Annotated in this window: 12 protein-coding genes and 1 pseudogene; 5 read left to right on the forward strand and 8 right to left on the reverse strand. The window is 67.0% G+C overall.

Features of this window, described 5'->3' with window-relative positions; genetic code table 11:
- The coding region (locus JOY90_RS22010) for a DUF4440 domain-containing protein (protein WP_291693220.1) at positions 1–354 on the reverse strand (354 nt) is incomplete at its 3' end.
- A 230-nt stretch (positions 355–584) separates the two neighbouring features.
- Between JOY90_RS22010 and JOY90_RS22015 the strand changes: the two genes are divergently transcribed.
- A complete protein-coding gene (locus JOY90_RS22015; RefSeq protein ID WP_291693221.1) occupies positions 585–1,547 on the forward strand; it encodes an aldolase/citrate lyase family protein in 963 nt (320 codons plus the stop codon).
- Between the two features lie 1,105 nt (positions 1,548–2,652).
- On the opposite strand, the gene JOY90_RS22020 is transcribed toward JOY90_RS22015, so the two are convergent.
- Together JOY90_RS22020 and JOY90_RS22025 are read right to left on the reverse strand one after the other, a co-directional pair.
- Positions 2,653–3,372: an SIMPL domain-containing protein gene (locus tag JOY90_RS22020; RefSeq protein ID WP_291693222.1), complete on the reverse strand. Its 720-nt coding sequence runs from the start codon at positions 3,370–3,372 to the stop codon at positions 2,653–2,655.
- The gene (locus JOY90_RS22025; RefSeq protein ID WP_291693223.1) at positions 3,369–4,043 is read right to left on the reverse strand and encodes a GyrI-like domain-containing protein; all 675 of its coding nucleotides are present in this window, start codon (positions 4,041–4,043) and stop codon (positions 3,369–3,371) included. The genes JOY90_RS22020 and JOY90_RS22025 overlap by 4 nt, the downstream gene beginning before the upstream one ends.
- Before the next feature lie 173 nt (positions 4,044–4,216).
- Here JOY90_RS22025 and dapF point away from each other — a divergent pair, with 173 nt between their 5' ends.
- Both dapF and mtaB read left to right on the forward strand, forming a co-directional pair.
- Positions 4,217–5,083: a diaminopimelate epimerase gene (gene dapF, locus JOY90_RS22030; protein ID WP_291693224.1), complete on the forward strand. Its 867-nt coding sequence runs from the start codon at positions 4,217–4,219 to the stop codon at positions 5,081–5,083.
- The gene (mtaB, locus tag JOY90_RS22035; protein ID WP_291693225.1) at positions 5,080–6,330 is read left to right on the forward strand and encodes a tRNA (N(6)-L-threonylcarbamoyladenosine(37)-C(2))-methylthiotransferase MtaB; all 1,251 of its coding nucleotides are present in this window, start codon (positions 5,080–5,082) and stop codon (positions 6,328–6,330) included. Before dapF ends, mtaB begins: the two co-directional genes overlap by 4 nt.
- Before the next feature lie 163 nt (positions 6,331–6,493).
- Here the strand turns inward: mtaB and JOY90_RS22040 are convergent, their stop codons facing one another.
- Positions 6,494–7,228 (reverse strand): RluA family pseudouridine synthase, encoded by a 735-nt coding sequence (locus JOY90_RS22040; protein WP_291693226.1) that lies wholly within the window; start codon positions 7,226–7,228, stop codon positions 6,494–6,496.
- A gap of 50 nt (positions 7,229–7,278) precedes the next feature.
- Between JOY90_RS22040 and ftsY the strand changes: the two genes are divergently transcribed.
- Together ftsY and JOY90_RS22050 are read left to right on the forward strand one after the other, a co-directional pair.
- Positions 7,279–8,223: a signal recognition particle-docking protein FtsY gene (ftsY, locus tag JOY90_RS22045; protein ID WP_291693227.1), complete on the forward strand. Its 945-nt coding sequence runs from the start codon at positions 7,279–7,281 to the stop codon at positions 8,221–8,223.
- 64 nt (positions 8,224–8,287) lie between these two features.
- Positions 8,288–8,890, forward strand: a complete 603-nt coding sequence (locus JOY90_RS22050) for a septation protein A (protein WP_291693228.1) — start codon at positions 8,288–8,290, stop codon at positions 8,888–8,890.
- 33 nt (positions 8,891–8,923) lie between these two features.
- Here the strand turns inward: JOY90_RS22050 and JOY90_RS22055 are convergent, their stop codons facing one another.
- The 4 genes and pseudogenes from JOY90_RS22055 to JOY90_RS22070 all read right to left on the reverse strand — a co-directional run.
- Positions 8,924–9,535, reverse strand: a complete 612-nt coding sequence (locus JOY90_RS22055) for a DsbE family thiol:disulfide interchange protein (RefSeq protein WP_291693229.1) — start codon at positions 9,533–9,535, stop codon at positions 8,924–8,926.
- Positions 9,532–9,711, reverse strand: coding sequence for a heme exporter protein CcmD (ccmD, locus tag JOY90_RS22060; RefSeq protein WP_291693230.1), 180 nt, complete (start codon positions 9,709–9,711; stop codon positions 9,532–9,534). The genes JOY90_RS22055 and ccmD overlap by 4 nt, the downstream gene beginning before the upstream one ends.
- Positions 9,712–9,715: 4 nt before the next feature.
- Entirely contained in the window at positions 9,716–10,447 is a 732-nt protein-coding gene (locus JOY90_RS22065; RefSeq protein ID WP_291693231.1) for a heme ABC transporter permease, read from the reverse strand.
- Positions 10,448–10,520: 73 nt separating this feature from the next.
- Positions 10,521–10,612: pseudogene (locus JOY90_RS22070) on the reverse strand (heme exporter protein CcmB); the annotation flags it as partial.

Raw genomic sequence — 10,612 nt, forward strand, 5'->3', positions numbered from 1 at the left:
GACCTTCGTTGGTTCCTTCCGCGCGTTCGGCGCCTCCGCGACGACCCGGCCGATCTCCCGCGCGCCGACACCCATGTGGGTGACGGAGACGGGTTGCAGGGACTGTATTTTCAGGCCGCTCTGCATCGTGCCTTGCCAGAACTTCAGGATGGCGTCCGATCCCGTCACCATATCGGTTCCGGGGGGCAGCACGGTTGCCTTGTCGGTATACAGCGCGGTCAATGCCGCGGCGTCACCCTTGCCGTAGGCATCCAGCCACTTCTGGTTCGCGGCCTCTATCTCCGACTTCAGATCGGCGGCCCGCGCCGGCGCCGCCAGGGACAGTGCGGCCAAGGTGAGCAGGATGGATTTCATTGCGGCACTTCCCATCGATCATGCGCGGTGCAGGTTGCGGCGCTCGGCCGGACGATGTCAAACCCACGCTAACCTTGACGCCAGCCGGCGGAACAGGCTCCCACGCACGACGCCGGCCCGGTCGACGGAACATGGGATCGAAGCGTGGGGCGTTCGGCCGCGACATCGGGCGTTCGCGCGGATGCGGCCGGCAATCGGACAGGACGGCAGCCAACCATGGGGAGCATGCCATGAACGAGCGCATCAACCGGGCCATCGAACTGCTCGGCCAGGACCAGGCGATCTACTACGACGGCCCGCACAGCGGCCATGTGCTGACCCAGGCGCAGGGTCGCACCGACGCCGCGACCTGGGCCGACTACATGAATGTCGGCATGGAGCACGGCGCCTTCGACATGGCGGGGCTCGCCGACTACATGCGGGGCATGGTCGAGGCCGGGCCGGCCCGCTCCGGTCACCGCACGCCGGCGGTGATCGTGGAAGCGCCGGTGAACGGCATCGACGCCCTGCATGTGCGGCACAACGCCTGGCAGTTTCGCCAGATCCTCGGCCGCGGCGCGCATGGCATCCTGCTGTGCCAGGCCGAGAATGCCGACGCGGTGCGCGCCTTCATCGAATCCTGCCGCTATCCGCGTAACTTGCTCGGCGTCGATCCGGCGATCCCGTCGCCGCTGGCGCGGATGGCGGGCGCGGTGCGGTCGCCGGACGGTGGCATCGATGCCGCCGGCCGCAAGAGGCTCGGCATCGGCACGCGCGGCCGCGGCTCGGAAAGCACGGCGGCGCCGGTCTGGGGCTTGTCGGTCGAGGAGTACATGGCGCGCTGCGATCCCTGGCCGCTCAATCCCGACGGCGAGTTGTTGCTCGGCGTGAAGCTCGAAAGCCCCGAAGGCGTCGCCAATTGCGAGGAGATCATCGCCGTGCCCGGGCTCGGCTTTGCCGAGATCGGCCCCGGCGACCTCAGCCTCTCGCTCGGCTACGCCACCATCCCGCGCGAGCCGTTCCCGCCGGAAATGCAGCAGGCCCGCGACCGCATCATCACCGCCTGCCGAAAACACGGCGTCGCCTTCCTGCAGGGCTGCACGCCCGACAACATCATCGCGCGGATCGACGAGGGCGTGCGCGTGGTCGCTGGCCACAGCGAGGCGGCTGCGATCAAGGGCAGGGCGTATCAGAAGCGCACGATGCCGGTGTGAAACGCGATCCGGTAGGATGGGCGGAGCCGCCCATCTGTCGATGTTGAGCGAAGGACGGCGCGCGGCGAAACCCATCGACCCCACTCGCATCATCGATGGGTATCGCCGCCGCCTTGCGCATCGCGCTCGGCGTTCGCTCCAGCCGTCCTGCGCGCCTGATGGAATCGCTTCCACGTCGCTTCGCGTTTCGGACTTGCTGCCAATCGATTTCGGGCGTGTCAAACGATCGCGACTATCGTGAAAGTGAGTCGCCCGTCGGGTGAAAATCAGCGCGAACGGCAGGGTGCAACCGTCTCAACCGACCTTCCGGGCAGATGAATCGCCTGCGCCGAAAAGCTGTTTTCGCGAGCCGTTTCAATCCGATCGACCGCGCCGGCTGGCGCGGCCGAATTTTCTCTTTCTTTTTTTCAGAAATCGTGTCATAAGACTTCGTCTCCACCCGGGAGAGGGGCGAACGCGTCGTCACGAACGTTGGGTGCGGGATGCGGTGGACGCGGCGGCCTTGCGAGACGAGCGGGGTTCGTTGCGGACGGCAAAACCGTGTGGTCCTGGCGCCGCGACGCTGGCGCTAAGTTGGCGGATGATGAACCGCCGATGAGGGTGGCAAAAGAGCCCGTTCACCCGGGAGAGCGCGGCATAAGTCGTAAACCATCGCGCAGGGAATGCCGGATGATGTGGCTGAACCTGTGGTGACTGCCGCCTGCGTTTCTTGTTGCAGGCGGGCCATGGGCGAGGCCTGCGCCCGGCATTCCCTGCGCCCTCTCTTCTCGACGAGGGTGATCTGCTTGAACAGCCCGGGTGCCACGCGCCGCGGGAATGCGAAGGTGTGTCTATTCCGGCCCCTCGGCTCTTTCGGAAAAGAATTCGTCAGTCAGGTGATTGAGCCACGACCTCAACCGTCATCGTCGCCACAACCTCCACTGTCATCGTCCGCGAAAGCGGACGATCCAGCACGCCGCGGCCTGCCGGCTCAAGCGCAAATGTCACTGGAATACTGGGTCGCCCGGTCCCGCCTACGCCAACCGCCTTCGTCCGAAGGCGGACTTCGGCGGTCAAGAGGCTTCGGCGGGCGCGCAAGCCGGGCGACGACTGCGAGGAGGGGTTTCTACTGCTTGATCGCCCAGGTCACGCTGACGCTGACCGACAGCGTCTCTTCGCCCTGCGCCACCGGCGTCGGCACGGCGGCCGCCATCGGCATCATGGTTTTCGCGCGAAAGAGCGGTAGGGGCGGTGCGCCGCCCTCGGAGATGCTCAAGGGCGCGCCGAGCGTCACGCCGGCCGCCTTGGCATAGATCTCCGCCTTGCGGCGCGCGTCGGCCAACGCCTTGTCGCGGGCTTCGTCGAGCAGCTTCGAGGGCTGCGAGACCGTGAAATTGACGTTGCCGACGTCGTTGGCGCCGGCGGCGACCACCGTGTCGATGATGCCCGCGACCTTGCCGACGTCGTGCAGCTTGACGGTGACGCGGTTGGAGGCGTGATAGCCCGTGATCTGCTGCGGCCCGGTGCGGCCCGACGAATACTGGTTCGACGCATATTGCGGCTGCAGCGACAGCCGCGAGGTCTGCACGTCCTTGTCGTCGATGCCGGCAGCCTTGATCGCCTGGATCACCTTGGCCATCGCGGTGTTGTTGGCGTCGGCCGCCTCGCGCGCGGTCTTGGCGTCGGAGGCAACGCCGGCGTCCACCATCGCAAGGTCCGGCGGCACCGAGATTTCGGCTTCGCCGCTGACGGAGATCGCCGGCGGAAAGTCATGCTCCGCCTGCGCCGGCGATGCGGGCAGGGCCAGCGCGGCGGCGAGCGGAAGAAGGCAGACGGCCCGCCTCATTTCAGCGGCACATAGACGTTGATCACGAGCTTGTCCTCCGCAGTTTTCAGGGGATCGGTGAGGTACTCCTCGATGAACATGTCCTTCGCTTCCAGCTTCTTGTCGTCGAGGTGATTGGTGATCGCCTCATAGGTGTTGTCCATGTTGTCGTAGGAGCCGCGATGGACGAATTTCAGCGCCTTGCCGTCGGGCGACTTGCCGAGACTCATGTCCTTGGCGAGGGTCTTCGGCTCCTGCTCGACCGGGATTTCCGCCAGGAAGGTGAAGCCGGTATCGTCGGTCGAGGTGTAGACGATCATCGGGTTGCCGGCCGGCTTGACGCCTTGCTTGTCCAGCGCGGCCGACAGCGACTTCAGCGAATCCACCAGCGTGTCGAACGCCGTGTCCCAATTGGCGTTGCCCTTGGCCATCACCACCTTCTTCGCCTCCAGCGTGATCGGCTCGCCGAACGGATCGGCCGTCTGCACCGGAGCGGGCGCTTGCGCGGCCGAGGGGGACGGCGAGGGCGCGGGACTTTCGGCGGGAGCCGGCGTCGGCGCCGGGCTCGGGGTGGCGGAAGCGGCTGGGGCCGGTGTGGCCGAGGGGGCGGGCGATTGGGCCAGCGCCGCGCCCGACCCGAGCGAAAGGGCGGCCAGGGGGATCAGCGCAAGGCGGAAAAGGCGTGAACTCATCTGAATGTTCTCCGGGCCGCGCCCGGCCGTCCGGATGTTGCGGCGAAGGGCCGCTATCTAACACGCAAGGCGCGACTTCGTCCCATGACAGATCGGTCATCTGCCCTGCGGGGGTGGTCTGGTCAATACGGGACCGTTCGCCCTATAACGCGGGCCGAAATCGGATATTTCTCATGAGCGCGCTCGCCAACCACGCTTTCGCCAAGATGAACGGCATCGGCAACGAGATCGTCGTGGTCGACCTGCGCGACCGCAAGGCGGCGGTGACGGCCGAGGACGCCCGCGCGATTGCATCCCGGATACCATACGACCAGCTCATGGTGCTGCAGCCGCCGCGCCTCGCCGGCACCGAGGCCTTCATCCGCATCTACAACAATGACGGCTCGGAGGCCGGCGCCTGCGGCAACGGCATGCGCTGCGTGGTGCGGCGCCTGTTCGAGCAGGGCGGCAGCCGCCCGCTCAGCTTCGAGACCGCGGCGGGCCTGCTGAGCTGCTGGCCGGGGCCAACGGCAGACCTCTACACCGTCGACATGGGTGCGCCGAAATTCGGCTGGCAGGACATCCCGCTGGCGGAGGAGTTTCGTGACACCCGCTACATCGAATTGCAGATCGGGCCGATCGATGCGCCGATTCTGCACTCGCCGTCCGTCGTCAGCATGGGCAATCCGCACGCGATCTTCTGGGTCGACGATGTCGCGGCCTATGATCTCGAACGTGTCGGCCCGCTCATAGAAAATCATCCGATCTTTCCGCAGCGCGCCAATGTCACGCTCGCGAACATCGTCGATCGCGACCACATCACGATCCGCACCTGGGAGCGCGGCGCGGGGCTGACGAAGGCTTGCGGCTCTGCGGCTTGCGCCACCGCGGTCGCCGCCGCGCGGCTGAAGCGCACGAACCGCATCGTGCAGATCAAGCTTCCCGGCGGCGAGCTTGCGATCGAGTGGCGCGAGCGTGACGATCATGTGCTGATGACGGGAACGGCGAGCTTCGAATATGAGGGGCGGTTCGACCCTTCGCTGTTCGCCGGCGTCGCATGAGCGTCGAGGTCCTGACCTTCGGCTGCCGCCTCAACGCCTTCGAATCCGAGGTGATCGCGCGCGAGGCCGCGCGCGCCGGCCTGTCGGACACCGTCATCGTCAACAGTTGCGCGGTGACCGGCGAGGCGGTGGCGCAGGCGCGGCAGTCGATCCGGAAGCTGAAGCGCGAGCGGCCGGAGACGCGCATCGTGGTGACCGGATGCGCGGCGCAGACGCAAGCCACGATGTTCGCCGGGATGGACGAGGTCGATCGTGTCGTCGGCAATGACGACAAGATGCGGGGCGAGGCCTGGCGGATGACGCGCGCCGCCTTCGATGGCGCTGGCGAGGGCAAGCTCGCTGTCAGCGACATCATGGCGGCGAGGACGATGGCGCCGCATCGGCTTGAAAGCTTCCGCGGGCTGCCGCGCGCAGTCGTACAGGTGCAGAACGGCTGCGACCATCGCTGCACCTTCTGCATCATTCCGTTCGGCCGCGGCAACTCCCGCTCCGTGCCGATGGAAGCGGTGGTCGACCAGATCCGCGCGCTGGCCGCGCACGGCCATGCCGAGATCGTGCTGACGGGTGTGGACCTGACGAGCTACGGCGCCGATCTGCCGGATCGACCGACGCTCGGGCGACTGACGAAGCGGATTTTGCGGGAGGTGCCGGAGCTGCGCCGGCTGCGACTGTCGTCGATCGATTCGATCGAGGCGGATCGCGACCTGCTCGATGCCATCGCCACTGACGCGCGGCTGATGCCGCATCTGCATCTGTCGCTGCAGTCCGGCGACGATTTGATCCTGAAGCGGATGAAGCGGCGGCATGCGCGCGCCGACGCGATCGCGTTCTGCGCCGAGGTGCGGCGGCTGCGGTCGGACATCGCGCTCGGCGCCGACCTCATCGCCGGCTTTCCGACCGAGACCGAAGAGATGTTCTCGCGCTCGCTCGATCTGGTCGAGGAATGCGGCCTGACCTTCCTGCACGTGTTTCCCTATTCCGCGCGCCCCGGCACGCCGGCCACGCGGATGCCGCAGGTCGCGGGACCGGCGATCAAGGAGCGCGCCGCGCGATTGCGCGCGGCCGGCGAGGCCGCGTTGCGAAAGCGGCTGGAGGCGGAGGTCGGTGCAACCCGCGAGGTGCTGATCGAGAGCGCGACGACGGGCCGCACCGAGCATTTTGTCCCGGTGATGATTGCCGGCGAGACGCCGGGCACGGTGCGGACGATGACGATCGCCGGCCACGACGGCGTGCGGCTCGTTGTCTAATTCCGTGTCGTCGCCCGGCTTGCGCGCCCGCCGAAGCCTCGGCGTAGGCGGGACCGGGCGACCCAGCACGCCATGGCGTGTTGATTCAATTACTGCTGTCTCTGGAATGCTGGATCACCCGCTTTCGCGGGTGATCCAGGGGAAGGCGTGGTGGCGGCGTGCCCTACTCTCCGTTCCAGCCGCACGTTCTCAATCGTTCGTGCATATGCTCCGGCGCCGGCGCCGTCACTCGCACCGGCTCCTTGTTCCTGGAAATCGGGACCACGATCTCGCGCGAATGCAGATGCAGCCGCGGCTCCCCGAAGCGCGGGAAATATTTTTCGTTGTGCAGGCGGCGTAAACTTGCCTGCGTGCCGTAGATGTCGTCGCCGACGATGGGGCACTCCATCGCCGCCGCATGCACGCGCAATTGATGGGTGCGGCCGGTCACCGGTTCCATGGCGAGCCAGGCCAGGCCGTCGCCGCGCCCCAGCACCTTCCAGTTCGTGATCGCCTCCTGGCCGTCCGGGTCCGGCTTCTGCCACCAGCCGCGCTCGGCGTTGAGCCGGCCGAGTGGCAGCTCGATCGTGCCTTCGTCCTCGGCGGGGCCGCTCTCGACCACGGCCCAGTAGGTTTTCGAAATCTTGCCATGCTTGAACAAAAGCCCGAGCGAGGCCGTTGCCTTGCGGTGGCGGCCGAGCACGAGACAGCCGGAGGTATCTTTGTCGAGCCGGTGGGCCAGCACCGGCGGCCGCGGCAGGCCGAAGCGCAGCGCGTCGAACGAAGCCTCGAGATTGGCGCCGCCCTTGGGCCCGCGATGCACCGGCAGCCCCGCCGGCTTGTCGATCACGAGCATCAGCCCGTCGCGATGGAGCACGCGGGCCAGGATCTGGTCGGCCGTGAGTTCGGGGACGTCCATCACCGGGTCAAGACTTTCGTTTGCAACATGAAACGGCTAACACACGTCAAATGAACGATACCACCCAGGAAACACCGAAATCGAGCTGGTGGCGGCGGCTGTCCAGCGGGCTCAAGCGCACGTCGAGCTCGATCGGGACCGCGGTGGCTGATCTCGTCACCAAGCGCAAGCTCGACCGCGCGATGCTCGAGGACATCGAGGACGTGCTGCTGCGCGCCGATCTCGGCACGGAGGTCGCAGCGAGGATCGCCGAGGCCGTCGGCAACGGCCGCTACGACAAGGCGATCTCGGCCGACGAGGTCAAGAGCGTGGTCGCGACCGAGGTCGAGAAGGTGCTGACGCCGGTGGCGAAGCCGCTTGCGATCGATGCGAAGGTGCCGTTCGTCATCCTGGTGGTCGGCGTCAACGGCTCCGGCAAGACCACCACCATCGGCAAGCTTGCCGCGAAATTCGCAGCCGAGGGCCGCAAGGTGATGCTCGCGGCCGGCGACACTTTTCGCGCAGCAGCCATTGAGCAGTTGAAAGTATGGGGCGAGCGCAGCAAGGCGCCGGTGATCGCGGGGGCGCAGGGCTCGGACTCCGCGAGCCTCGCCTTCAACGCGCTGACGGCGGCGAAAGAGCAGGGCAAGGACGTGCTGCTGATCGACACTGCCGGCCGATTGCAGAACAAGGCCGAATTGATGAACGAGCTGGAGAAGGTGGTGCGGGTCATCCGCAAGGTCGACGCCGGCGCGCCGCATGCGGTGCTGCTGGTGCTGGACGCGACCGTCGGGCAGAACGCGCTGTCGCAGGTCGAGGCCTTCCACCGCACCGCCGGCGTCACCGGCCTCGTGATGACGAAGCTCGACGGCACCGCGCGCGGCGGCATCCTGGTGGCGCTCGCGGAGAAGCACAAGCTGCCGGTGCACTTCATCGGCGTCGGCGAGGGCATCGACGACCTCGCAGCCTTCACCGCGCGGGACTTCGCGCAGGCGATCGCCGGGATCGGAGCATGATGGCGAACAGCGCGGACCGGCTTTCAGCTAAGGTCATCCCCGAGAATCAAGAAGAGCCAAGCTGATGGACAAGACCCAGCCGCATCCATTGTTCAAGCTCGCGACCGAGGCCGGCCCGCTGGTCGTGTTCTTCATTGTCAACGCCAAGTTCCACCTGTTCGTGGCGACCGGGGCCTTCATGCTGGCGATCGTCGCGGCAATGATCGCCTCCTACGTGGTGACCCGGCACGTGCCGATCATGGCGCTCGTCACCGGCGGCATCGTGCTGGTGTTCGGCACGCTCACGCTCGTGCTGCATGACGAGACCTTCATCAAGGTGAAGCCCACCATCATCTACGTCCTGTTCGCCGCTGTGCTCGGCGGCGGGCTGTTGTTCGGCCGCTCCTTCATCGCACTGATGTTCGACCAGATGTTCAACCTGACGCCGACCGGCTGGCGCATCCTGACCTTCCGCTGGGCGCTGTTCTTCCTTGGCCTGGCGGTGCTGAACGAGGTGGTGTGGCGCACGCAGAGCACGGATTTCTGGGTCGGGTTCAAGCTGTTCGGCGTGACGCCGCTGACCGCGATCTTCGCCATCGCCCAGATGCCGCTGACCAGGCGCTACCATCTGGAGCCGGTGTCGCTGGAGACCAGTGAGGCCGACGCGGGCGATGTGAGCAAGAGGTAGCGACCCGTTCGCCCGCAATGACGGCGGATAGACCTACGAGCCCGCCTTCAGCGCCTTCTCGATCTCTGCCTTGAGCACCGTGTCGATGTTGTCAGGCGTCACCGGCCCGACCAGCTTGTAGGCGATGACACCGTCCTTCCCGACGACGAAGGTCTCGGGCACGCCATAGACGCCCCACTCGATCGCGGCGCGGCCGTTGCCGTCGACGCCGACCACGCCGAACGGGTTGCCGTAGCGGCCGAGGAAGCGCCGGGCGTTGTCGGGCGCGTCCTTGTAGTTGATGCCGATGAGCTGCAGCCGCTTGTCCTTGCCGAGCGCCGTCAACAGCGGCGCTTCGTCGTGGCAGGGGATGCACCAGGACGCCCAGACGTTCACGATGCTGACCTTGCCCTTGAAGGCGGCGGGATCGAGGCCCGGCACCGGCGCGCCCTCGTTGACGAGGCCTTGCAGTGGCGGCAGCGGCGTTTGCGGCGCCGGATGGCCGATCAGCGCCGACGGAATTCGCGACGGGTCGCCGTTGCCGAGCCGGAACCAGAACAGCGCGGCGAGCCCGGCGAACACGATCAGCGGCAGCACCATGAGGAAGGACAGCCGCGCTTTCGGCGCTTCGGGCGTGTTGGCGTCTCGGCTGACCTGCTCGCTCATGAAAGCTCCGTCGCGCTGCGTCCCGAGCGCCTGGCGATGCCGCTCTCGTCGAGCTCGCGCAGGCGCCGGGTCTGGCTGCGGTAGTCGACCACGATCCACGCAATCAGGATCATGACCACCAGCGTCGCGGCCACATAGGACGTCACGATGAAGGACGCGTAGGGACCGAGCGCCATGGCGTCACGCCGCGCGCTGGCTCGCCTGCATCATCTGCAGGCTGCGCACCCGCCGGCGCAGGATCTCGTTGCGCATCGCCGCCAGATGCAGGGTGAGGAAGAGCAGCGTGAACGCCACCGCCATCACCAGCAGCGGAATCAGGAAGGCGCGATCGAGCGTCGACCCGCCCACCCGGAACACCGAGGCCGGCTGGTGCAGCGTGTTCCACCAGTCGACCGAGAACTTGATGACCGGCAGGTTGATGGCGCCGACCAGCGTCAGCACCGCGGCGGCGCGCGCCGCGCGCGAGGGATCCTCGACCGCGCGCCATAGCGCGATCAGGCCGAGATACATCAGGAACAGGATCAGCACCGAGGTCAGCCGCGCGTCCCACTCCCAATAGGTGCCCCACATCGGCCGGCCCCACAATGCGCCGGTGACCAGCGCCAGGAAGGTGAAGGCCGCGCCGATGGGCGCCGCGGCCTTCGCGGCGACGTCGGCGAGCGGATGCCGCCACACCAGGGTGCCCAGCGCGGACGCGCTCATGACAGCCCAGACGAACATCGACAGCCAGGCGTTCGGTACGTGGATGAACATGATTTTGACGGTCGCGCCCTGCTGGTAGTCGTCGGGCGCGGTCGCGGACTGATAGAGGCCGATTACGAGCAGGATCGCGGTCGCACCGATCAGCCACGGCAGGATGCGCGCGGTCAGCGCGAGAAACCGTGTCGGGTTGGCGAAGTCGATCAGCGACATGGCCATCCTGTTAATGGTCGTGCGGCAGCCATGCAATCGGCATAACGGCGCGCCTTGCAAGAGTTGATCGGCATCAATCGAGCCCTTGGCGCAGGCTCGCCGCGGCAGCAACCGGACCGATCACGAGACTGACCAGCGACAGCGCGCAGAGGATCGCGAACGGCG

Origin of the sequence: Bradyrhizobium sp. (assembly GCF_019242285.1) — a bacterium.
In the GTDB taxonomy this organism is placed as follows: domain Bacteria; phylum Pseudomonadota; class Alphaproteobacteria; order Rhizobiales; family Xanthobacteraceae; genus Bradyrhizobium.

Excerpts from the sequence above, each read along its gene's own strand:
- JOY90_RS22015 (WP_291693221.1), top strand. The coding sequence starts at position 585 with ATGAACGAGCGCATCAACCGGGCCATCGAACTGCTCGGCCAGGACCAG.
- JOY90_RS22020 (WP_291693222.1), bottom strand. The coding sequence starts at position 3,372 with ATGAGGCGGGCCGTCTGCCTTCTTCCGCTCGCCGCCGCGCTGGCCCTG.
- JOY90_RS22025 (WP_291693223.1), bottom strand. The coding sequence starts at position 4,043 with ATGAGTTCACGCCTTTTCCGCCTTGCGCTGATCCCCCTGGCCGCCCTT.
- dapF (WP_291693224.1), top strand. The coding sequence starts at position 4,217 with ATGAGCGCGCTCGCCAACCACGCTTTCGCCAAGATGAACGGCATCGGC.
- mtaB (WP_291693225.1), top strand. The coding sequence starts at position 5,080 with ATGAGCGTCGAGGTCCTGACCTTCGGCTGCCGCCTCAACGCCTTCGAA.
- JOY90_RS22040 (WP_291693226.1), bottom strand. The coding sequence starts at position 7,228 with ATGGACGTCCCCGAACTCACGGCCGACCAGATCCTGGCCCGCGTGCTC.
- ftsY (WP_291693227.1), top strand. The coding sequence starts at position 7,279 with ATGAACGATACCACCCAGGAAACACCGAAATCGAGCTGGTGGCGGCGG.
- JOY90_RS22050 (WP_291693228.1), top strand. The coding sequence starts at position 8,288 with ATGGACAAGACCCAGCCGCATCCATTGTTCAAGCTCGCGACCGAGGCC.
- JOY90_RS22055 (WP_291693229.1), bottom strand. The coding sequence starts at position 9,535 with ATGAGCGAGCAGGTCAGCCGAGACGCCAACACGCCCGAAGCGCCGAAA.
- ccmD (WP_291693230.1), bottom strand. The coding sequence starts at position 9,711 with ATGGCGCTCGGTCCCTACGCGTCCTTCATCGTGACGTCCTATGTGGCC.
- JOY90_RS22065 (WP_291693231.1), bottom strand. The coding sequence starts at position 10,447 with ATGTCGCTGATCGACTTCGCCAACCCGACACGGTTTCTCGCGCTGACC.